Source organism: Micromonospora sp. M61, assembly GCF_018070245.1.
GTDB classification, from domain to species: domain Bacteria; phylum Actinomycetota; class Actinomycetes; order Mycobacteriales; family Micromonosporaceae; genus Micromonospora; species Micromonospora zamorensis.
Genome location: NZ_JAGPYA010000007.1, coordinates 132748 through 155807, shown reverse-complemented (window position 1 = coordinate 155807; position 23060 = coordinate 132748). Strand labels below are relative to the sequence as shown.

The following is a 23060-nucleotide window of genomic DNA, read 5'->3' as shown; positions in this document are numbered from 1 at the left end:
TCTGGCCAGTGGTCCGCCGACGAAGGCGAAGAACGGCAGGGCCTAGGCTGGGCGGCAGAGTGACCCACAACGCGGTGGGTCGAGGGGAGTGGCACCGATGGACCGGCGTCCGGCGATCAAACCGGAACCCGACCTCCGGCAGGATGACTCCGGCCGGGACGATGACAGCTTCGATTCGGCGACCGACGGGGACGGCTACGGCCGGCTCGACACGGGAGTCACCGGGCTGACCGGGTCGAGCATCGACACCATCTACGATCTGGGCCTGCCGACCGAGGCGTTGGCCGACGACGTGGAGGACGCCGAGCTCGACGAACCAGTTCCCAACGCGGAGCGCCTGGTGGCCCAGGCTGTCGCGCTCGCCGGGGACGACCACGACGCGGCGACACTTGTCGGCCGTTTCTGGCGGTTCGCCCCGGACGAGGAACTGGTCGGTTTCACGGCAGAGGAGATGCTCGACGCGGCCCGGGCACACCGGGACCTCGCCCAGCAGCGGGTTCCCGGCGAGTTGAAGCTGCGGATCCACGAACCGCACGCGGACCAGCACCACACCGTCGTCGAGATCGTCACTGACGACATGCCGTTCCTGGTCGACTCGGTCACCGCGCTGCTCAACTCGTACCACCTCGACGTGCACCTGCTGGTGCACCCGCTCGTGGTGGTCCGGCGTGAGCCGCTGGGGCGGCTCACCGAGGTCTCCGCGGACGTGGAGCCGGATGACGCGATCTCCGGCGACATCATCGAGAGCTGGATGCGGATCGAGATCGACCCGGTCCGGGACGCGGCCGAGCGGGACCGGCTGCGTCGCGAGTTGCAGCGGGTGCTCACCGATGTGCGGGAGGCTGTCGAGGACTGGCCGAAGATGCGTCAGCGGGCCCTCGCGCTCGCCGACGAGCTCGCCTCGGCCCGCACCTCGGACAATCGCCCACCGGTGCCGGAAAAGGACATCACGGACTCGGTGGAGCTGCTGCGGTGGCTCGCCCACGACCACTTCACGTTCCTCGGCTACCGGGAGTACCGCCTGGTGGACGCCCCCGGGGGTGACGCCACCGACCCGGTGGACGGCAAGGCGTTGGAGGCGGTGCTCGGCACCGGGCTGGGCATCCTGCGCTCGGATTCGCCGGACCCGCGGTCGTTGTCGTCGATGACGCCCGAGGCGCACGAGAAGGTGCTGGAGAAGCGCCTGCTCATCATCACCAAGGCCAACTCGCGGGCCACCGTGCACCGCTCGGCCTACCTCGACTACATCGGCTTCAAGATCTTCAACTCGGACGGCGAGGTGATCGGCGAGCGGCGGTTCCTGGGCCTGTTCTCCACGGCCGCGTACCGGACCAGCGTCCGCGAGCTGCCGGTCGTACGCCGCAAGGTCGCCGAGGTGCTGGACCGCTCCGGCCTGAGTCAGCGCAGCCACTCCGGCAAGGATCTGATCCAGATCCTGGAGACGTACCCGCGCGACGAGCTGTTCCAGATCAAGACCGACGACCTGTACCACGCGGTGGTCGGTGTGCTGCGGATGGCGGGCCGCCGGCAGCTGCGGGTCTTCCTGCGCCGGGACGCGTACGGGCGGTTCATCTCCTGCCTGATCTACCTGCCCCGGGACCGGTTCACCACGCAGAACCGACTTCGCATGCAGGACATCCTGCTGCGCGAGCTGAACGGTGTCGGGGTGGACTACACCACCCGGGTCACCGAGTCGATGCTGGCCCGGGTGCACTTCATCGTCCGCACCGACCCGACCCGGCCGCCCAGCGACATCGACGCCGATCTGTTGGCCGAGGAGCTGGCCGACGCGACCCGGCTCTGGGACGACGACTACCGGCTGGTGCTGGAGCGCAAGCTCGGCGACGAGCAGGCCAAGCACCTGTTCACCCGGTACGCCGACGCGTTCCCGGAGGGCTACAAGGACGGGCACACGCCGTACGAGGCGATGAAGGACCTGGCGAAGCTGGAGCTGCTGGAGGAGCCCGGCCAGCTGGAAATGCACCTGTTCCGCAAGCAGCTCGCGCCCCGACCAGGGACCCGGGTGCCCGGTGCGGACCTCGCCGAGGCCATGGACGTCCGGTTCAAGGTCTACCGGTACGGCGAACCGATGATGCTCTCCGCCGTGCTGCCGGTGCTGCACTCACTCGGCGTACGAGTGGTCGACGAGCACCCGTACGAGGTGGACCGGATCGACGGTCGGGTCTACCTGTACGACTTCGGCCTCCTGCTGCCCGAGGGGCACCACGAGCTGTCCGAGGTGCGCCCACACGTGGAGAACGCGTTCGCGGCGGCGTGGCGCGGCGAGGCCGAGGTGGACCGGTTCAACGAGCTGGTGCTGCGCGGCGGGCTGACCTGGCGGCAGGTGGTGGTGCTGCGGGCGTACGCGAAGTACCTGCGGCAGGCCGGCACGGTCTTCTCGCAGGACTACATGGAGCAGACCTTTGTCGCGTACCCGAAGATCGCCGCGTTGCTGGTGGATCTGTTTGAGACCCGGTTCGCGCCGGGCGAGCAGACGACCGAGCAGCGGCAGCAGCGCAGCGGTGAGCTGGTGGAGATGATCCGGGAGGCGCTGGACGACGTGTCCAGCCTCGACCAGGATCGGATCCTGCGCTCGTACCTGACGTTGATCGAGGCGACCCTGCGGACCAGCTTCTACCAGAAGCGCGCCGACGGGCGGCCGAAGGCGTACGTGGCGTTCAAGCTCGACCCGCAGGCCATTCCGGACCTGCCGGCGCCGCGACCGAAGTTCGAGATCTTCGTCTACTCGCCCCGCTTCGAGGGTGTGCACCTGCGGTTCGGGCCGGTGGCCCGGGGCGGGTTGCGCTGGTCCGACCGTCGGGAGGACTTCCGGACCGAGGTGCTCGGCCTGGTCAAGGCGCAGATGGTGAAGAACACCGTGATCGTGCCGGTGGGTGCCAAGGGCGGCTTCGTGCTGAAGCAGAAGCCGGGTGACCGGGACGAGGCGGTCGCCTGCTACCAGGAGTTCGTCGGCGCGATGCTGGATGTCACCGACAACATCGTCAGTGGGCAGATCGTGCCCCCCGTGGACGTGGTCCGGCACGACGGCGACGACCCGTACCTGGTGGTGGCCGCCGACAAGGGCACGGCGACGTTCTCCGACGTCGCCAACGAGATCTCCAGGACCCACAACTTCTGGATGGGCGACGCGTTCGCCTCCGGTGGTTCGGCGGGCTACGACCACAAGAAGATGGGCATCACCGCCCGGGGCGCCTGGGAGTCGGTCAAGCGGCACTTCCGGGAGCTGGGCCTGGACACCCAGACCCAGGACTTCACGGTGGTCGGCGTCGGCGACATGTCCGGTGACGTGTTCGGTAACGGGATGCTGCTCTCCGAGCACATCCGCCTGGTGGCCGCCTTCGACCACCGGCACATCTTCCTCGACCCGGACCCGGACGCGGCCACCTCGTACGCGGAGCGGCGGCGGCTGTTCGATCTGCCCCGCTCGTCGTGGGAGGACTACAACCCGGAGCTGATCTCGGCAGGCGGCGGCATCTTCCCGCGTACCGCCAAGTCCATCCCGATCACGCCGCAGGTCCGGGCGGCGATCGGCCTGGACGACGACGTCACGCAGCTGTCGCCGCAGGAGTTGATGAAGGCGATCGTGACCGCCCCGGTGGATCTCTTCTGGAACGGCGGCATCGGCACCTACGTCAAGGCGTCCACCCAGACCAACGCCGAGGTGGGCGACAAGTCCAACGACGCGATCCGGGTGGACGGGCGCAGCCTGCGCTGCCGGGTGGCGGGCGAGGGCGGCAACCTGGGCTGGACCCAGCTCGGCCGGATCGAGTACGCGTTGACCGGTGGCCGGATCTACACGGACTTCATCGACAACGCGGCCGGGGTGGACACCTCCGACCACGAGGTGAACATCAAGATCCTGCTGAACACCGCGGTGGCCGACGGCGAGTTGACCACGGCCGAGCGGGACGAGCTGCTGGCCGGGATGACCGACGAGGTCGCCGAGCTGGTGCTGAGGGACAACTACGACCAGGCGCGGGCGATCAACAACGCCCAGGCCCAGGCCGCCTCCCTGCTGCCGGTGCACCGCCGGATGATCAACGAGTTGGAGCGGTCGGGCGGGTTGGACCGGGCGCTGGAGGCGCTTCCTCCGGACGAGGAGCTGGCGGTCCGCAGCGAATCGGGCCTGACCGCGCCGGAGTTCGCGGTGCTGCTCGCGTACGTGAAGATCGTCCTGGAGCGGGAGATCCTCACCGAAGGGCTGGCCGACGAGGAGTGGACGACCGAGGTCCTGGTCAACTACTTCCCGACGCCGATGCGCGAACGGTTCGCCGACCGGATGGGCCAGCACCGGCTGCGCCGGGACATCGTCACCACAGTGCTCGTCAACGAGGCGATCAACCGGGGTGGCATCTCGTTCATCTTCCGGGTGGTCGAGGAGACCGCGGCCAGCGCGGCGGACGTGATCCGTGCGTACGTGGTGGTCAGCGAGGTGTTCGGCCTGCGGGACCTGTGGGACGCGGTGGAGGCGCTGGACAACAAGGTCGCACCCGAGTTGCAGACCAGCGTCTACCTGGACACCCGCCGGCTACTCGACCGGGCGGTGCGGTGGCTGGTCTCCAACCGCCGCTCGCCGATCGACGTGCCGGCCGAGATCGCCCGGCTGCGGGACGGGGTGACCCGACTGCTCCCGGGTCTGGAGGACCTGTTCTACGGCGACGAGCGGCAGGGCATCGCCTCGCACATGGACTCGATGACCGAGCGTGGGCTGCCCCGCGAGCTGGCCGAGCGGGCGACCCGACTGATGTACAGCTTCGGTCTGATGGACGTGGTGGAGACCGCGAACGTCAGCGGACGGGACGTCGGCGAGGTGGCCTCGGTCTACTTCGTGCTGTCCGACCTGTTCCGGGTGGACTCGCTGCTGTCGAAGATCTCCCTGCTGCCGCGGGAGGACCGCTGGCAGACGCTGGCCCGGATGGCGCTGCGTTACGACCTGTACGCCGCGCTGGCCGCGCTCACCGCTGAGGTGCTGGACTCCACCCCGGGCGACCTGCCGCCGCACGAGCGGGTGCAGCAGTGGGAGCAGTCGAACGCCACCTCGATCCACCGCGCTCGACGGGCGATGGGGGAGTTCGACGAGTCGCGGGCGGACCTCGCCGCCCTCTCGGTGCTGCTGCGCCAGATCCGCACCCTGGTGCGGACCTCCGCGGCCGCCTGAGTCAGGCACACCGGACGCGGTCCGGCCGATCGGGTGACCCCGACCGGCCGGACCGCGTTTCGTTTCGTCCCCGCTCAGGCCACCAGGCTGGCGAAGACGACGATGTTGTCCGGGTAGCTCTTGGCGACCGCGTCGAACTGACCGCCGCAGGTGACCACCCGCAGGCCAGGCCGGTCGCTGGGCCCGTACACCAACTCGGTGGGGAAGGCTGTCTTCGGGTACGACTTCACCGAGTCGACGGTGAAGGTGGCCGGCACCCCGTCGGCCCGGCGCACGGTGACGGTGTCACCGGGGGTGAGCGCGCCGAGGTCGAAGAAGACGGCCGGACCGAGCACCGCCGAGTCCACATGCCCGACGATGACCGCGTTGCCCGTCTCGCCGGGACTCGCACCCGGCTCGTACCAACCGGCCTTGTCGGCCTGGTCGAGCGGAGGGACCTGGACGGTGCCGTCCGGGTTGGTGCCCAACGACATGATCGTCGCGTCGACACCGATCCGGGGGATCTCGATGCTGGTCGGCGCCGAACGGGCCAGTCCCGCCGGCGCGTCTCCGACCGGCTGCCCGTCGACCGGCGGGGCGTCGTCGGTGGTGCTCGCCGACCCGGTGACCTCGGGACCGGCCTGAGCCAACGGCTGCGGCGGTCGGGGAGCGGGTGTGTCCTTCAGACTGGCGCCGATCATCCCGGCGCCAATCATGGCCATGGTGACGACGACGGCCGCGCCGGCGGCACGCCACGGTCTCCCGTGACGGCCGCCGGCCCGTGTCGTCGTCACGTCAGACGAGCGAACCATCGGTCCGCCGGCGACGCATCAGCACGATCCCGCCCAGCGCGGCAGCGCCGAGCAGGCCCGCCCCGCCGGTGGCCAGGCCACGGTCGGTGCCGGTGCTGGCGCCACCGTCACCACCGTCGACACCGCCGTGCGGCAGCACGACGAGCTCACCCTCGCCGCACGAGCCCTTGAGCTCGTAGCGACCCGGCTTCGCGTCCTTGTCGACCTTGGCCTCGCCGTAGTAGACGAACTCGCGCTCCTTGTCCCAGTCGCGCTCGTCGGAACGGCCCTCTTCCGAGCCGTAACCGCCGTGCTCGTCCTTGGACTCCCAGCCCTTGTCCGAGCCGTACTCGTCGGAGCCGTGCTCGTCCTTGGACTCCCAGCCCTTGTCCGAGCCGTACTCGTCGGAGCCGTGCTCGTCCTTGGACTCCCAGCCCTTGTCCGAGCCGTACTCGCCGGAGCCGTGCTCGTCCTTGGACTCCCAGCCCTTGTCCGAGCCGTATTCGCCGGAGCCGTGCTCGTCCTTGGACTCCCAGTCCTTGTCCGAGCCGTACTCGTCGGAGCCGTGCTCGTCCTTGGACTCCCAGCCCTTGTCCGAGCCGTATTCGCCGGAGCCGTGCTCGTCCTTGGACTCCCAGTCCTTCTTGCCTTCGTCCTTGGAGTCCCAGTCCTTCTTGTCGCGGCTGTCGTCCGCGTCCTGGCCGTGCTCCTCGCCCTTCCAGTCCTTGCTGCCCTCGTCGCCGTAGGCGTCGGCGGCAGCGCCGCCACCCTGGCCACCGGGCTGGGCGCCGTCGGCGGGCGGCTGCGGCTTGTCCTTGCCGTCTTCGCCCTTGCCCTCTTCGCCCTTGCCGTGCTCGTCCTTGCCCTCGTGGTCCTTGCCCTTGTCGTCCTTGCCCTTGTCGTCCTTGCCGTGCTCGTCCTTGCCGTGCTCGTCCTTGCCGTTTTCGTCCTTGCCCTCGTGGTCCTTGCCCTTGTCGTCCTTGCCGTGCTCGTCCTTGCCCTTGTCGTGGTCCGAGGAGTTCTCCTCCTCGCGCCACTCGCGGTCCTCGCCCCGGTCTTCGTGGGCCGGCTTGAGCTTGACCTTGCCGGTGACCTTGGACCACACGTACGCGTGCTCCTGCCGATCCGGGCAGATCTCGAGGAGCTTGACCTCTTCGCCAGCCTTTACGACGTGCGGCTTGGCGTAGACCTTGCCGTCGCGGTCCTTGGCGTCGTCGTGGCCGTCCGCGAACGCGATCCCCGGCGCGAACACCAGGAGCGATGCACCGCCGAGCGCGGCGCCCGCAACGACCTTCCCGAGCATCTTCTTAGCCATGACCTGCGTCACTCCATCCCTGTTGTCCTGTGCCCGGCGACAACCGAGCTAAGACCGACGTTAGACGGTTTCATGACTTATGAAGTGAAAGATTCGCGTTTTGACCTTTGGTCCAGGTAAGAGGTGAAGGGGTGCTACGCGGCTTTCGCCGCGCTCAGTGTCGTCTCAGGTGCGGGAAGCCCTTGCGTGCGGCGCACGGCGTTCCGGCCTCCCCGTGCCCGACCCGCGACGGTCATCCCGGTCGCGGCGGCTCCGGTCCGCAACGTGCTGCCCGAGCGCACTCGGGGGTATCGTCCCAAACGGGTTCGAGGGACGGCCGGCGCGCGCAACGCATCGAGCCATTGCCATGGAAGCGCTCCCATGCGAGAATCGTCCAACGCGGTGAGGTGAGCCACACCGCGCAGGCTGGGAGTCGAGGGCACCGGTTCACCGGGCGACGTCCCGCCGCCGATCGACCGGCCGACGCATCGGCCGCGCACCACCACCACCATCGCCCGTCCGGGTCGGGCGCCCCCCAAAGATTCCCGTTGGCGCCGGAGGCCGTCCGTGCAGGACGCCCGCCGGGCCGTCTCGCCGGGCCGTACGCGGGCCCGGTCTCGCCCAAGGAGATCAGTGGCATGAATGTGTGGAGAAGGCTGTCCGGCCCACGCCGGACCATGGCGCTCGCCGGCGCGGGTGTCCTGGTCGCCGGCGGGTTGGTGACGATTCCGGTCACCGCGGCGCAGGCCGCGACTCAGTGCGACATCGCCTACACGAGCAACGAGTGGCCCGGCGGCTTCACCGCCAGCGTCACCATCAAGAACGTCGGTGACCCGCTCAACGGCTGGACGCTGGGCTGGACCTTCCCCAACTCCAGCCAGCGCGTGCAGCAGGGCTGGTCGGCGGAGTTCACCCAGTCCGGCAGCCAGGTCACCGCCAAGAGCCTGTCCTACAACGGCACCCTCGCCACCGGCGCGTCGACGAGCATCGGCTTCAACGGCGCGTGGAGCGGCAGCAACCCGAAGCCGACCTCGTTCACCCTGAACGGCGTGGTCTGCAACGGTGGCACCACCCCGCCGACCACGCCCCCGCCGACCACGCCTCCGCCCACCGACCCTCCGCCCACCGACCCGCCGCCCACCACGCCGCCGCCCGGCACCAAGGTCGACAACCCCTACGCCGGGGCGCGCGGCTACGTGAACCCGGAGTGGAAGGCCAAGGCGGGCGCCGAGGCCGGCGGAAGCCGGGTCTCCAACAACCCCACCGCCGTCTGGCTGGACCGGATCGCCGCGATCAACGGCACGCCGGACAGCAGCTCCAACGGCGCCTTCGGTGTGCGTGAGCACCTGGACGAGGCGCTGCGTCAGGGCGCCGGCTACATCCAGTTCGTGATCTACAACCTGCCCGGCCGGGACTGCTCCGCGCTCGCCTCCAACGGTGAGCTGGGCCCGGACGAGCTGCCCAAGTACAAGGCCCAGTACATCGACCCGATCGCCGCGATCCAGGGTGAGTCGAAGTACAGCAGCCTGCGGATCATCAACGTCATCGAGATCGACTCGCTGCCGAACCTGGTCACCAACACGTCCGGTCAGCCCGGCGGCACTGTCATGTGCGACACGGTCAAGGCCAACGGCGCGTACGTCAACGGCGTCGGCTACGCCCTCGCCAAGCTGGGCGCGATCGGCAACGTCTACAACTACATCGACGCCGGTCACCACGGCTGGCTCGGTTGGGACTCCAACTTCGGCCCGACCGCCGACATCCTGAAGACCGCCGCGGTGGCCTCCGGCAGCACTGTCAACAACGTGCACGGGTTCATCACCAACACCGCCAACTACTCGGCGCTGACTGAGCCGTACTTCAAGGTCACGGACAACGTGAACGGTCAGACGGTGCGGCAGTCCAAGTGGGTCGACTGGAACTTCTACGTCGACGAGCTGTCCTTCGCCCAGGCGTTCCGCACGAAGCTGGTCTCGGTCGGCTTCAACTCCAACATCGGCATGCTGATCGACACCTCCCGCAACGGGTGGGGCGGCTCCGCGCGGCCCACCGGGCCGGGCGCCACGACCAGCGTCGACACGTACGTCAACGGAGGCCGCATCGACCGTCGGGCCCACCTCGGCAACTGGTGCAACCAGGCCGGCGCCGGCCTCGGCGAGCGGCCGCGGGCCAACCCGGCGACGGGCATCGACGCCTACGTCTGGGTGAAGCCGCCGGGTGAGTCGGACGGCTCCAGCAAGGAGATCCCGAACAACGAGGGCAAGGGCTTCGACCGGATGTGCGACCCGACGTACGGCGGTAACGCCCGCAACGGCAACAACCCGTCCGGGGCTCTGCCGGACGCGCCGATCTCCGGTGCGTGGTTCTCCGCCCAGTTCCAGGAGCTCATGCGCAACGCGTACCCGGCTCTCTGACCGGAACGCTGCACACCCACCGGCCGCCGGCAGTTGGTGAGGCACTGCCGGCGGCAGGTTCCCCCCGGGTCCCCGGTCCGACCGTTCTGGTCGGGCCGGGGACCCCCCTTGCCCGATCAGGGCACGGTGCGCTCGATCGCCGCCCGGCCCTGCTCGGCCAGGTCACGGCGGGCCTTCTCCAGGTTTTCCGGCGTGAGGTCCTGCCCGCGGGCCATCACCAGGTCCTCCGGCTCCCAGGGCTGCTCGCTCCCGGTGCGGATGTTGTCCCCGCCAGCGCCGGTGCCCGTCCCGGTCGCCCCGGTGCCGGCGGCGTACGGGTCGCCGATCAGCTCGTCGGTGTCCGGAGCGAGGTCGTCGGGTCGGCTGCGGGGTTCGGCGAAGCCCGGAGTGTCCCGGTCGGGCCCACCTCCGGTCCGAAACTGCGAGACGGTGATGTCATCATCCACCGCCGAGGCCACCTCCGGGCTGTCCTCCAGCGGCGGTTGGCGATCGCGATCGGTCATGGTGCTGCCTCCTGGGTCCGACACGGTGCCTGGATTCCCTCGCGTACCCCTTCGTGCCGCGCTCATGCCGCACGGCCCGGCGGTCAGGCCGGGCCGTGCCTCATGCCGTGCGGTCAGGCCGTGCGATCAGCTCCCGGGAGGCTGCTCGTTCGGGGCCGGCGGGTCCGCGGGACGCAGCCACTGCCAGAGCAGCATGAGCAGGCCGAAGACGAGCATCGACAGCCCGGCCCACAGGTTGATCCGCACACCCTCGGCCTTGTCGATCTCGGCCCGGCTGTCGAAGATGCCGATCAGCGTCACGATGATCCCGTACGCCACGAAGAGGCCACCGATCACCCGGCGGATGTCGAACAGCCGGGCCGCAGCGGACCGCCGTTGCTCCGCCTCCGACTCGTCGATCAGCGGGTCCTGTGCCGGCTGGCTGTGGTTGTCCATCTGCCGACCCCTTTCCTAGAAGACCGGGATGTAGAAGAGGGCGGCCAGCGCGACCGCGATCACGCCGAGGAGCACGGGGGAGCGGTACCAGACGGCGTCGCCGGCGAGCACGTCGCCCTTCAGGTCGATGCCGCCCATCCCGTAGACCAGCCCGCGCAGTTCCTCGTCCCGCTTGGGCGCGGTGAGCGGGGTGATGATCGCGGCGACCACCACCGCCGTGACGAAGGCGAGGCCGGCACCCCAGAAGCTCTCCTCCAGGTCGGAGTTGAAATCGATCACTCCGCCCTTGTAGAGCAGGTAGAGGCTCAGCGACACCAGGGTGCCCAGCAACAGCGACCAGAAGCCGGCCAGCGCGGTCATCCGCTTCCAGAACATGCCGATGATGAAGGTGGCGAACAGCGGCGCGTTGAAGACGGAGAAGAGCGCCTGGATGTAGTTCATGATGTTGCTGAACCCGGCCGCGATGAACGCGGTGCCGATCCCGATCACCACGGCGCCGACCGTCGCCCACCGGCCGATCCGCAGGTAGTACTCGTCCGACCGGTCACGGCGGATGTACGCCTGCCAGATGTCGTAGGTGAAGACGGTGTTGAAGCCGCTCACGTTGGCCGCCATGCCAGCCATGAACGAGGCGAGCAGGCCGGTGACCGCGACCCCGAGCACGCCGTTGGGGAGCAGGTCGCGCATCAGCAGCGGGATGGCGTTGTTGTACTGGAGGTCGCCGCTCTCCGCGCCGAGCCCCTTCACCGTCACCAGGGCCACCAGACCGGGGATGATCGTGACCAGGGGGATGAACAGCTTCGGGTACGCGGCGATGATCGGCGTACGCCGGGCGGCGCTCATGTTCTTGGCCGAGAGGGCCCGCTGCACCTCGGCGAAGTTCGTCGTCCAGTAGCCGAACGACAGGACGAAGCCCAGGCCGAAGACGATGCCGATCCAGTGCGCGCCCAGCGGGTTGGCGGTGCTGCCGGTGTCCTGCCACGCGTGCAGGCCCGCCTCGCCGAGTTTGGTGTCGCCGACCGCGTCCATCAGACCGTTCCACCCGCCGACCTTGACCAGGCCGATCACGGTGACCGGGATGAGACCGGCCAGGATGACGAAGAACTGGAGCACCTCGTTGTAGATCGCCCCGGACAGGCCACCGATGGTGATGTACGCCAGCACGATCGCCGCGCCGACCACGATCGCCGTCCAGAGCGGCCAGCCGAGCAGCGCCTGCATGACGAGGGCCAGCGCGTAGAGGTTGACACCGGCGATCAGCACCTGGGCGACGGCGAAGCTGAGCGCGTTGAGCAGGTGGGTGGGGCGGTTGAACCGCAACCGCAGGTATTCCGGCACGCTGCGGACCTTGGAGCCGTAGTAGAAGGGCATCATCACGATGCCCAGGAAGACCATGGCCGGGACGGCACCGATCCAGTAGTAGTGGACCGTCATCACACCGTACTGGGCCCCGTTTGCGGCCATTCCGATGATCTCCAACGCGCCCAGGTTCGCCGAGACGAAGGCGAGACCGGTGACCCAGGCCGGCAGGGAACGGCCGGAGAGGAAGAAGTCGACGCTGGTCCGGATCGCGCGGCGAGCGGCGAAGCCGACCCCGAGGACGGTGACGAAGTACAGCGCCAGAATCAGGTAGTCCAGGCCGTTCATGTTGAGCCGGAGACCGTCGCCGTCCATCCCGTCACCCCTCGTGCCGACGTCCGCGCTGGCTGTACGCGCGCGCCGTATTACCCCGGACGGGCGGTTTCAATCCCCCTGGAGGGATCCGGTGTGTTCGGGTCCGTTCGGGCGGTCCGGCAGGCTGCCGACGACAAGGGGGCGCCCCGGCCATCCGGCCGGAGCGCCCCCTTGTCGGTCGTGAGACTCAGCGACCCAGTACGCGGTCCAGGAAGTCCCGGTAGTTGCGTACCGCCATCCGCAGTTGCTCGGTGTCGGCGGAGCCGGCGTCCTGCCACCCGCCCAGCGTGGTCTTCTGCGCGGCCAGTGCCGAGGAGAGGGCCTGGATGGCCTCCTCCACCAGCGACTGCGCCTCGCCGGCTGCGGCCTGCGGATCGTCGACGAAGCGCAGCTGCACGTCCCGCCAGCGGTCCCGGAAGCCCTGCGCGGTGTCCGTGTCCAGGAGCGTGGCCGCCCCGGCCGCGACGGTCGACCCGGCGGGCTGCGACGTCCCGGCGGACTCCAGCGAGGTGCTGGTGCCGTCGGTGGTGACCGGTTCGCCGTCCGCGTCCGGGTCGACCATCTCCGGCGTGGCGCTGCCGTAGCCGGCCGTGACGTCCGGGTCGCCGGTCAGGTCGTCGCGCCGCTCGGGGGCGCCGTCCGTGCTCCCCGGCGCTACGAAGGTCCGCGCGGAGGTGTCCGCGTCGGCGCGGTCGTCGAGGTCCGCGTCGTCGTCGACATCGGTGTCGCGGCGGTGCAGCTCTGCGGTGGGGTCGGCGCGCAGGCCCTCACGCTCACCGTCCTCGGCGCCGTCGCCCGGCTGGGCGGTCCGCTCGGCCCGGGGGTCCGGCTGGTCCTGCGGGCGCGGGCTGGCCAGCGCGGAGGCGGCGACCGCGTCGGCCACCGTGGTGGCGCCGAACGTCGTCGGCAGCGGCCCCGGCTCGTGGAAACCGCCCTCGTCGGTGGACCGGTCGTCCCGCCGCTGACGCGGGTCGACGTCGTCGGCCCGCTCGTCGTCGGCCGGGTCGTACGCGGCATCCCGTTCGGTGCCGTTCGTCCGGTCCGGGTCGCTGGTCTGCTCGTCGAAGGTGTCCCGCTCGTTGAGGGCGTCCCGCTCGTTGAGGGCGTCCTCCGGGGCGTCGGAGCGGTTGGTCCGGTCGCCGGCCGGGGGTACCGGCACGGGTGCGGACCGGACGGCCTCCGGATGGTCGTTGCTCACCTGTTGCTCATCCTGGCGCATCGGTGGCCTCCTCAGCGGCTCGTGGCGTCGTGGTCCGGGTGGTGGGGCTGGTCGGGCGTGTGCTGCCCGAGCGGTTCCTCGCCGAGCAGGTCGGCGAAGAGTGCCCGGTAGTGGACGACCGCCTGCCGGAGCTCCTCGGTGCTGGCCTCGCCTCGGGTGTTGCGCAGGTGGATGTCGTGCGCGTCCCGGTAGTTGCTCAGCGTGCGGGCGTGCTCGACGGAGAGGTGGGCGATCTGGTCGGAGAAGTCGCCGGTCGGGTAGCCCTGCTCCTCGATGAGCCGGGTGACCAGTTCGTCCGCGTCGCCGACGGTCTCGCCGGGTGAGTCGATGAAGCGGACCTGGAGTTCCTCCCAGGCGGCGCTGTAGCGGGCCCGGGACTCCGGGCTGAGCGGGGTGAGCGAGAGCTCGGCGTGCCGGCGTTCCCGATCGCGCAGTTCGCGCTCCGCGGCGGACCGGCTGTCCTGCTCCGCCACCACCCGGTCGTACTCCGGCCCGAACTTGCTGCGCAGCGCGCGACGACGGCCGAGCTGCCGCACGGCCACGGCGGCCGCCGCGACGAGCACCAGGACGACGAGCACGATGACGATTACCTGAGTGGGCGACATGGGCTCCTCCTTCGTCTCCTGGTATTCCCTCCGCACACTGATCGCCAATCCCGATTCGGGACACTTTCCTGACGAGAGACGCAGCTCACCGTCCCACTGAAACTTGACTCATTCCAGAAAAGGCGGTTGGGTGGGGTGATGCACCCACAGACCAGCAAGCCGATCCTCACCACCCGGCAGGGTCACCCCGTGCACAACAACCAGCAGCAGCGGACGGTTGGCTCCCGGGGGCCCGCGACGCTGGAGAACTACCACTTCCTGGAGAAGATCAGCCACTTCGACCGGGAGCGGATCCCCGAGCGGGTGGTGCACGCGCGCGGTTTCGTCGCGCACGGCGAGTTCGAGGCGTACGGGACGATCGGCGACGAGCCGGCCGCGACCTACACCCGGGCCAAGCTGTTCCAGACCCGGGGCACGAAGACCCCGGTCAGCCTCCGCTTCTCCACCGTCATCGGCGGGCGGGACTCCTCCGAAGCCACCCGCGACCCGCGTGGCTTCGCCGTCAAGTTCCGCACCGAGGACGGCAACTGGGACCTCGTCGGCAACAACCTGCCGGTCTTCTTCATCCGGGACGCGATCAAGTTCCCCGACGTCATCCACTCGCTGAAGCCGGACCCGGTGACCTTCCGGCAGGAGCCGAACCGGATCTTCGACTTCATGTCCAACACTCCCGAGTCGATGCACATGCTGACCTGGCTGTTCAGCCCGCGCGGCATCCCGGCCAACTACCGGACGCAGGACGGCTTCGGCGTGAACACGTACCGCATGGTCAACGCCGCGGGCGAGGGCGTGCTGGTCAAGTACCACTGGAAGTCGCGGCAGGGCATCGAGTCGCTGACCGAGGAGCAGGCCGCCGCCATCCAGGCGCGCGAGTTGGGCCACGCCTCCAAGGACCTCTACGAGGCGATCGAGCGCGGCGAATACCCGCAGTGGGAGCTGAACGTCCAGCTCATGAGCGACGACGAGCACCCGGAGCTGGACTTCGACCCGTTGGACGACACCAAGACCTGGCCCGAGGACGTGTTCCCGCTGCTTCCGGTCGGCCTGATGACCCTCAACCGCAACGTCGGCAACTTCCACAACGAGAACGAGCAGATCGCGTTCGGCACCGGCGTGCTGGTCGACGGCCTCGACTTCTCCGACGACAAGATGCTGGTCGGGCGCACCTTCTCCTACTCGGACACCCAGCGTTACCGGGTCGGCCCGAACTACCTCCAGTTGCCGATCAACGCCCCCCGCGAGGACGTCCAGGTGAACACCAATCAGGACGGTGGTCAAATGGCGTACGGGGTGGACAGCCGGGGCGGCAACCCTCACATCAACTTCGAGCCGTCCTCGGTGGCCGGTCTGCAGCAGGCTGACGAGTCGTACCGGGAATACCAGCCGTTCGTCTCGGGCCGGGTCATGCGGGCGCCGATCGAGCGGCAGAACAACTACGCCCAGGCCGGTGAGCGCTTCCGCACCATGCCGCAGTGGGAGCGCGACGACCTGGTGAAAAACATGATCAACCTGTTGGGTCAGTGCGACAAGCAGATCCAGGAGAAGATGGTCTGGCACTTCAGCCAGTGCGACGACGCCTACGGCCGGCGGGTCGCCGAGGGCCTCGGCATCGCCGACAACGCCTGACCCGCCCCCAGCACGACGAACGCCCCGCCGGTCCGCCAGCGGGGCGTTCGCCGTCTGCCCGCAGGGCACAGCCTCCGACGCGGCGCGTCTCGGAGCGTCGATCTCGACGCCGCGCGTCTCGGAGCGTCGATCCCGAGGCGACGGGCGGTAGTGCAACCGCCCCTGATTACGTATCCTGCCCAAGGCGCCCGCGCTGGTGCCCGACGTCGACGCCGGGCACGCAACCGGCCGACGCGTTGCCCGGCGGTGCCGGCACCCCTCCTGCCACCCCTGTACGGGCGAGGTCTGATGAGAACCCGCGACTGGCCGATCCGCTCGAAGCTGACCGCCCTGGTCGTCGCGCCGGTGAGCGCGCTCCTGGCGTTGTGGATCTTCGCGACCACGTTGACCTTCGGGCCGGCCCTCAATCTGCTCTCCGCCCGCACCCTGCTGTACGACCTGGGCCGCCCCGGCGAGGCGGTGGTCACCGAGTTGCAGCGGGAACGCCGCCTCTCGGTGGTGCAGCTCGCTGGCAGCGCCGATCTGCCGGCCCTGGCCGAGCAACGTCAGCGCACCGATCGCGCGGTCGCCGAGCTGCGCCGCCGGGTCGACGGAGAGGCGCTGCGCGACGCCGCCGACGACCTGCTGGAGGACCGCGTCGACCGGCTGGTCACCGCTCTGGCGGCGCTGCCGACCGGCCGGGACTTCATCGACGACCGGATGATGGACCGCCCCGGCGCGATCGGTCTCTACAGCGGCATGGTCACAGCGGCCTTCCAGGCGTTCTCCGCGATGGCCACCCTGTCCGATCCCGACCTCAACCGGCAGGCGCTGGCGCTCACCGCGCTGGGCCGATCCCGGGAGCTGCTCGGCCAGACCGACGCCATGCTGGCCGGCGTACTGACCGTCGGCCGCTTCGCCGACGGGGAACACGCCCAGCTCGTGCAGTCCATCGGCAACCAGCGGTGGCTCACCGAGAGCGCCGTGGCCGACCTGCCCGAGGCCGGGCGCGTCGCGTACCAGCGACTGACCGAGAGCCCGGCGTTCACCAGTCTGCGCGCCATGCAGGACGCATTGGTCGCGGCCAACCGGCCCGGCCGGCCGCCGGTGGACGCGGCGTCCTGGCAGGCCAGCCACGACGCCGTGCAGCAGCAGCTGCGTGACTTCGAACTGGCCGAGGCCGACGGTCTCACCGACCGTTCGGTGCCGATGGCGGTCCGGATCCTGATCCGGCTGGCCGCCGCCGGGGTGCTCGGACTCGCCGCCGTGGTGATCTCGGTGCTGGTGGCGGTGCGGGTCGGCCGCACCCTGGTCCGACGGCTCAGCGGCGTCCGCACCGCCGCGCTGGAGCTGGCCGAGCACCGGCTGCCGGACGTGGTGGCCCGACTGCGCAGAGGTGAGCAGGTCGACGTCGCCCGGGAGGCGCCACCGCTGGAATACGGCAACGACGAGATCGGCGAGGTCGGGCGCGCCTTCACCGAGGTGCAGCGCACCGCCGTCCAGGCCGCGGTGGACGAGGTCACCCTGCGTCGCGGGCTCAACGAGGTCTTCCTCAACATCGCCCGACGGAGCCAGAGCCTGGTGCACCGTCAGCTGCACCTGCTCGACCGGATGGAGCGGCGCGCGGAGGACCCGGACGAGTTGGCTGAGCTGTTCCAGGTCGACCACCTGGCGACCCGACTCCGCCGGCACGCCGAGGACCTGGTCATCCTCGCCGGCTCCGCGCCCGGCCGCGGGTGGCGAAACCCCGTCGCGATGGTCGACCTGATCCGCGGCGCGATCTCCGAGGTCGAGGCGTACGACCGGGTGGACATCACCGCCGTGCAGCCGGCCGGAGTGCTGGGCCGGGCCGTCGGCGACGTCATCCACCTGATCGCCGAGCTGGTCGAGAACGCCACCGCCTTCTCCCCGCCGGACACCCGGGTCACCGTCGTCGGGGAGCAGGTGGCCAACGGGTACGCCCTGGAGATCACCGACCAGGGGCTGGGCATGTCCGAAGCGGCGCTGGAAACCGCCAACATCCGACTCGCCAGCTCACCCGAGTTCGATCCGGCGCAGAGCGCACGACTCGGCCTGTTCGTGGTGGCCCGGCTGGCGGCCCGCCACCACGTACGGGTGCGGTTGCGGCCCTCCGGCAAGGGTGGAATGACCGCTGTGGTGCTGATCCCCACCGACCTCGTCACCGCCGAGCCTCCGGCCGGCCCCGACCCGGCCACCCTGGGTGCCGCCTCGGCCGACGCGGGCCGACGGCTGGCGCGCCCGGTACGCCGGGGCAGCGTGCCCCGCGCACGCACCCGCCCGTCCACGTCCACGCCCGCCGCCAAGTCCCCGCCCGCTCCGGCCGCCGTCGCGACGCCGGCCGCCTCCGGCGGGGGTGCTGCCGCAGGCGGCCTGGCGCCTGCCATCGGGGCGTCGACCTCGGACCCGTCCGCGCCGAACGGGACCGGCGACGCGGGGCCGGAATCCACCCCCGCGACGACCGACGACGGGCTGGACGGCCTGCCCCGCCGGGTGCGACGCCAGGCTCCCGTCGCCCAGCCCCGGTCGACCGTCAGCGACACCCCCTCGCCCCGATCCCCGGAGGAGGTCCGCCGAGTGATGGCCGCCCTCCAGGCCGGCACGGCACGCGGACGCGCCACCGTGATCACCCCGGCGGCGCCGAACGGCCCGGAGGCCACGGCTGACCCCACCGACCCGGCGACGACCGCCGAACTCCCCAACCGCGACTGAGAGGGACGCCTAGTGCGGCATTCGACGAAGCAGAGCGCCGGCCTCGACTGGTTGCTCGACGAGCTGGTGCAACGGGTCCCGGCCGCCCGGGAGGCGGTGGTGCTGTCCGCCGACGGTCTGCTGCTCGGCTGCTCGGCCGAGTTGGAGCGCTCCGACGCAGAGCACCTCTGTGCCCTAGCCGCCGGCTTCTCCAGCCTGGCCCGAGGCGCCAGCCGACACGTGGACGGCGGCCCGGTCCGCCAGACCGTGGTGGAGATGGAGGCGGCGTACCTCTTCGTCACCGCCGCCGGGCAGGGCGCCTGCCTGGCGGTGGTGAGTGACGCCGACGCGGATATCGGGCTGGTCGCGTACGAGATGGCGATGCTGGTCATCCGGGTGGGGGAGAGCCTCGCCGCGCCGGCCCGATCGTCGGTGGGAACCGGTGATGCGGACTGAGCCGCCCGGGCCGCAGCACGAGTGGCTGGACAGCGACGCCGGCCCGGTGGTGCGGCCGTACACCCTCACCCGAGGGCGGGTACGCTCCGCCGTCGACGGTTTCAACCTGGTCGCGTTCGTGCTGGCCGGCTCGGACGTCGACGCGGCGAGCCGTCCGCACCTGCTCCCGGAGCATCGACGGCTGATCGCGTTGTCCCGCCAACCGGTGTCGGTGGCCGAGTTGGCAGCCGAGCTGGACCTCGCGGTCGGTGTGGTCCGGGTCCTGCTCGGTGATCTCCTGACTGAAGGCCTGGTCGCGGTGCACGAGCCGCCGGCCGCCGGCATCCTTCCCGACGACGACATCCTCAAGGCGGTGGTCAGTGGACTCCGTGCGCTATGACCATGTGGGCACCAGCACCACGATCCCGCTGGCACTGAAGATCCTCATCGCGGGAGGCTTCGGCGCTGGCAAGACGACATTGGTGAGCGCCCTGAGCGAGGTCCGCCCGTTGCAGACCGAGGAGGTGTTGACCGGCGCCGGGATCGGCACCGACGACATCTCCGGGGTGGAGGGCAAGTCGACGACCACTGTGGCGATGGACTTCGGCCGGATCACCATCAACGAGGACCTCCAGGTCTACCTGTTCGGCACCCCCGGTCAGGACCGGTTCTGGTTCCTCTGGGACGAGCTGGCCTTCGGTGCGCTCGGGGCGGTGGTGCTCGCCGACACCCGTCGATTGGCGGACTGCTTCCCCTCCATCGACTACTTCGAGCAGCGGGGCATCCCGTTCGTGGTGGGCGTGAACTGCTTCGACGACTCGCGCAGGTTCAACCTGGAGACCGTACGCCGGGCGCTCGACCTGGACCCGGATGTGCCGATGGTGCTCTGCGACGCCCGGGACCGGCAGTCCGGAAAGATGGTGTTGATCTCTCTGGTCGAGCATGTGGCCCGGCAGCGTGGGGAGCCGGTGCCCACGGCCTGAGATCCGGGCCGGAAAGCCGGTTAAGGGCCGGGCAACGCGGGCAGCCTCTGATTGGATCAGCGGGGGACGCCAGCGGAGGAGTCGGACGTGAGTGGTCAGGGTGAGATCGTCCACATCGGGGGTTACACCGCGCAGAGCGGTGGGCGGGGCAGCGGCATCGTCGCGGCACACCGCGACCCGACGACGGGGGCGCTGACCCCGCTCGGCACGGTTGCGGTGACCGCGTCCCCCTCCTTCCTGGCGCGGCATCCCACCCACCCGGTGCTCTACGCGGTCAACGAGCTGACCGACGGCGAGGTCAGCGCCTGGCGGGTCGGGTCGGAGGGCAGACTGGACCCGCTCGGCAGCCGGTCGACCGGCGGTGCGGAGCCCTGTCACCTGGCGGTGCTGCCCGACGGCGGTCACCTGGTGGCGGCCAACTACGGCAGCGGCAGCGTCGCGGTCTTCCCCCTCGACGCGCAGGGCGTGCCCGGCGAGCGCACCGACCTGGTGGTGCACGAGGGGCACGGCCCCGACCCGGAGCGCCAGGACGGCGCGCACGCCCACATGGTCTCGCCGGGTGCCGGCCGGGCGCCTCTCCTCGCTGTGGACCTCGGCACCGACTCGGTCTACCGCTACGACCTGGACGACGCGAGCGGGCGCCTGGTGCCCCGTGGACCGCGCATCCGTACGGCACCCGGCACCGGGCCCCGGCACCTGGCCCGACACCCGGACGGACGACGTTGCTACCTCGTCGGTGAGCTGGACGCCTCGGTCACCGCGTACGAGCTCACCGACGACGGCGCGTTGCACCAGCGCGGTCGGGTCGAGGCCAGCGAGCGGTCCGGTCATGTCCAGCCGTCGGAGGTCGCGGTGGCCCCGGACGGTCGCTTCCTCTATGTCGCCAACCGGGGGGTGGGGACCCTGGCGGTCTTCACCCTGGCCGGGGATCTGCCCGAGCTGGTGGCTGAAGTGGACACCGGTGGCGAGTGGCCCCGGCACTTCGCGCTGATCGGCGAGCACGTCTATGTCGCCGACGAGCGGGCAGACATGGTGCGCGTTTTGCGGCGAGATTTCGAAACCGGCGTCCCGGAGGCGGTCGGGGAACCGGTGCTGGTGCCGAGCCCGACGTGCGTGCTGCCCTGAATCTGCGCCGCCGAAACGCGAGGGCGGCACCGATTAGGCAACGCCCCGGGGCCGGTGCATCACTCTGTGTTGCTAAATGGAGGTCAACTGTTTCTCCTGCGTAACTTTAGTCCGAACGGATGTGGCAGAGAGGGCACCTTGTACGCAAGATGGTCACCGTGTCAGCAGGCCGCCATCGCATGCGTTCGAAACTCCACCTAGCAGCCGCCGCCGCGACGGCGACGGTGCTCGTCGTCACGACCGGTGTGTGGTTCGGCTATCGGGAGTTGATCCAGCCCGACTGCTCGGGCGAGATCCGGCTCGCCGTGGCGGTCGCCTCCGAGCTGGCCCCCGCTGTGGACGCCGCCGCGTCGCAGTGGGTCAAGGACGGCGCCGCGGTAGGCCCCACCTGCATCCGGGTGGACGTCTCCGCCTCCGACCCGGTGGACGTGGCCGCGGTGGTGGCGGCGAAGCACGGTGCGGTCCTGGCCGGTGTGGGGCAGGCCAGCGGCACCGCCGTCAGCCCTGACGTCTGGGTGCCCGACTCCTCGACCTGGTTGCTGCGCTTGAAGAAGGACGCGACGGCGTTCGCTCCGACCAACGGCGCGTCCATCGCGCGCAGCCCCATCGTCGTGGCGATGCCCGAGCCGATCGCGACCCGGCTGGGCTGGCCGGACAAGAAGTTCAACTGGACCGACCTGCTCAAGCAGGTCAACAACACGAGCGCGCCGCTGCGGACCGGGATCGTCGAGCCGACCCGGGACGCGGCAGGCCTGTCCGGCCTGATGTCGCTCACGGCGGCAGCCAACGGCGCTGGCGGAGCCGACGCCCAGCGCAACACCGTCGGCGCGCTCCGCGCACTGGCCACCGGGCGCTCCTCGCTCCGCAACGACCTGCTGGCCCGCTTCCCGACCGCCAACGACGCGACCTCCATCGCCAGCGGTCTCGGCGCGGCGGCCCTGTCCGAAGAAGACGTGATCGCCTACAACAGCAAGAAGCCACCGGTGCCGCTCGCCGCGCTCTACATGGAGCCGGCGCCGATGCCGCTGGACTACCCGTACGCGGTGCTGCCCGGCATCGAGCCGAGCAAGGCGTCGGCGGCCCGGGTGCTGTTCGAGCTGCTCACCAGCCCCACCTTCCGCAACCGGCTCGCCGCGCAGTCGCTGCGCGCGCCGGACGGCAACTGGGGTGAGGGCTTCAAGGCGCCGCAGGGTGCCCCCAGCCCGTCCGGCGGCGCGCCGACCGCACCGGCCAACGGCGGCACCGCCGCGGGTGGCCTCGACCCGGCTGCGATCCAGCGGGTCGTCTCCAGCTGGTCGATCGCCACCCAGTCCGGTCGGATGCTGGCCGTCATCGACGTCTCCGGCTCGATGAAGGAGCCGGTGCCCTCCGCCAGCAACCGGAGCCGGGAGGAGGTCACCGTGGACGCGGCACGCCGCGGCCTCGGCCTCTTCGACGACTCCTGGTCGATCGGCCTGTGGACCTTCTCCACGAAGCTGGTCGGCAACCGGGACTACCGACAGCTGATCCCGATCGGACCGCTCTCCGGTCAGCGGGCCCAGCTGGAGGGGGCGCTCGCCACGATCAAGCCCTCCAGCGGCGACACCGGCCTCTACGACACGATGCTGGCCGCGTACCAGGCCGTGCAGGAGGACTGGCAGCCCGGCCGGGTCAACTCGATCGTGCTGTTCACCGATGGCAAGAACGAGGACGACAGCGGCCTCAACCAGCAGCAGCTGCTCGCCAAGCTCAAGGAAATCGCCGACCCGGAGCGGCCGGTCCAGGTCATCATGATCGGCATCGGCGAGGGCGTCAGCAAGGCCGAGCTGGAGTCGATCACGAAGGTGACCGGCGGCGACGTCTTCGTCACCAAGGACCCGAGCGAGATCGGCAGCATCTTCCTCAGCGCCATCGCCCGGCGTCCGCCGGCACCGCGCTGATCCGGCGCTCAGACGCCAGAGGGCCTGCCGTACCGTCGATCCGGTGTGGCAGGCCCTTTTTGGCCACCGTGTTGAAGAAAAGTGACGGCAATACGTCCGAAGCAATCGGCCGTCATAGTTGTCAAGGCAGGATGTCGACTGTTCCGGCATAGTCGGTCCGCCTCCGGACCGACCCGTCGGCCGGGGCCATC

General features: G+C 70.2%; 16 protein-coding genes. 9 read left to right on the top strand and 7 right to left on the bottom strand.

Annotation, left to right across the window (positions count from 1 at the left end; genetic code table 11):
- The first annotated feature begins 97 nt into the window (after window positions 1-97).
- Window positions 98-5179 (top strand): NAD-glutamate dehydrogenase, encoded by a 5082-nt coding sequence (locus KBX34_RS06740; RefSeq protein ID WP_210923789.1) that lies wholly within the window; start codon window positions 98-100, stop codon window positions 5177-5179.
- 74 nt (window positions 5180-5253) lie between these two features.
- Here KBX34_RS06740 and KBX34_RS06735 read toward each other — a convergent pair whose 3' ends face one another.
- Both KBX34_RS06735 and KBX34_RS06730 read right to left on the bottom strand, forming a co-directional pair.
- Window positions 5254-5952, bottom strand: a complete 699-nt coding sequence (locus tag KBX34_RS06735; protein WP_210794812.1) for a class F sortase — start codon at window positions 5950-5952, stop codon at window positions 5254-5256.
- Window position 5953: 1 nt separating this feature from the next.
- A complete protein-coding gene (locus tag KBX34_RS06730; protein WP_210923787.1) occupies window positions 5954-7264 on the bottom strand; it encodes a hypothetical protein in 1311 nt (436 codons plus the stop codon).
- A 617-nt stretch (window positions 7265-7881) separates the two neighbouring features.
- On the opposite strand from KBX34_RS06730, the gene KBX34_RS06725 reads away from it, so the two are divergent.
- Window positions 7882-9657 (top strand): glycoside hydrolase family 6 protein, encoded by a 1776-nt coding sequence (locus KBX34_RS06725; protein ID WP_210923784.1) that lies wholly within the window; start codon window positions 7882-7884, stop codon window positions 9655-9657.
- A 116-nt stretch (window positions 9658-9773) separates the two neighbouring features.
- Here the strand turns inward: KBX34_RS06725 and KBX34_RS06720 are convergent, their stop codons facing one another.
- From KBX34_RS06720 to KBX34_RS06700, 5 genes are all read right to left on the bottom strand, one after another.
- Window positions 9774-10160, bottom strand: coding sequence for a hypothetical protein (locus tag KBX34_RS06720; protein ID WP_088949871.1), 387 nt, complete (start codon window positions 10158-10160; stop codon window positions 9774-9776).
- A gap of 126 nt (window positions 10161-10286) precedes the next feature.
- Window positions 10287-10595 carry a hypothetical protein gene (locus KBX34_RS06715; RefSeq protein WP_088949870.1) on the bottom strand — a complete coding sequence of 103 codons (309 nt, stop codon included), beginning with the start codon at window positions 10593-10595 and terminating at the stop codon, window positions 10287-10289.
- A gap of 15 nt (window positions 10596-10610) precedes the next feature.
- Window positions 10611-12269: a sodium:solute symporter family protein gene (locus tag KBX34_RS06710; protein WP_088949869.1), complete on the bottom strand. Its 1659-nt coding sequence runs from the start codon at window positions 12267-12269 to the stop codon at window positions 10611-10613.
- A 187-nt stretch (window positions 12270-12456) separates the two neighbouring features.
- Window positions 12457-13488 (bottom strand): hypothetical protein, encoded by a 1032-nt coding sequence (locus KBX34_RS34375; RefSeq protein ID WP_210923782.1) that lies wholly within the window; start codon window positions 13486-13488, stop codon window positions 12457-12459.
- 11 nt (window positions 13489-13499) lie between these two features.
- Window positions 13500-14093, bottom strand: coding sequence for a hypothetical protein (locus tag KBX34_RS06700; RefSeq protein ID WP_099848125.1), 594 nt, complete (start codon window positions 14091-14093; stop codon window positions 13500-13502).
- 138 nt (window positions 14094-14231) lie between these two features.
- Here KBX34_RS06700 and KBX34_RS06695 point away from each other — a divergent pair, with 138 nt between their 5' ends.
- The 7 genes from KBX34_RS06695 to KBX34_RS06665 all read left to right on the top strand — a co-directional run bounded on the left by KBX34_RS06695 (window position 14232) and on the right by KBX34_RS06665 (window position 22869).
- Window positions 14232-15719: a catalase gene (locus KBX34_RS06695; protein ID WP_088949866.1), complete on the top strand. Its 1488-nt coding sequence runs from the start codon at window positions 14232-14234 to the stop codon at window positions 15717-15719.
- 288 nt (window positions 15720-16007) lie between these two features.
- Window positions 16008-18428: a nitrate- and nitrite sensing domain-containing protein gene (locus KBX34_RS06690; protein ID WP_210794822.1), complete on the top strand. Its 2421-nt coding sequence runs from the start codon at window positions 16008-16010 to the stop codon at window positions 18426-18428.
- Between the two features lie 12 nt (window positions 18429-18440).
- Complete coding sequence (locus KBX34_RS06685) at window positions 18441-18863, top strand: roadblock/LC7 domain-containing protein (protein WP_210923779.1); 423 nt, start codon at window positions 18441-18443, stop codon at window positions 18861-18863.
- Window positions 18853-19242 (top strand): DUF742 domain-containing protein, encoded by a 390-nt coding sequence (locus KBX34_RS06680; protein WP_210794826.1) that lies wholly within the window; start codon window positions 18853-18855, stop codon window positions 19240-19242. Before KBX34_RS06685 ends, KBX34_RS06680 begins: the two co-directional genes overlap by 11 nt.
- Window positions 19223-19825, top strand: coding sequence for an ATP/GTP-binding protein (locus tag KBX34_RS06675; RefSeq protein ID WP_099848118.1), 603 nt, complete (start codon window positions 19223-19225; stop codon window positions 19823-19825). Before KBX34_RS06680 ends, KBX34_RS06675 begins: the two co-directional genes overlap by 20 nt.
- 87 nt (window positions 19826-19912) lie before the next feature.
- Window positions 19913-20950, top strand: coding sequence for a lactonase family protein (locus KBX34_RS06670; RefSeq protein ID WP_210794828.1), 1038 nt, complete (start codon window positions 19913-19915; stop codon window positions 20948-20950).
- Window positions 20951-21108: 158 nt separating this feature from the next.
- Window positions 21109-22869, top strand: coding sequence for a substrate-binding domain-containing protein (locus KBX34_RS06665; RefSeq protein WP_210923777.1), 1761 nt, complete (start codon window positions 21109-21111; stop codon window positions 22867-22869).
- The last annotated feature ends 191 nt before the right edge of the window (window positions 22870-23060 follow it).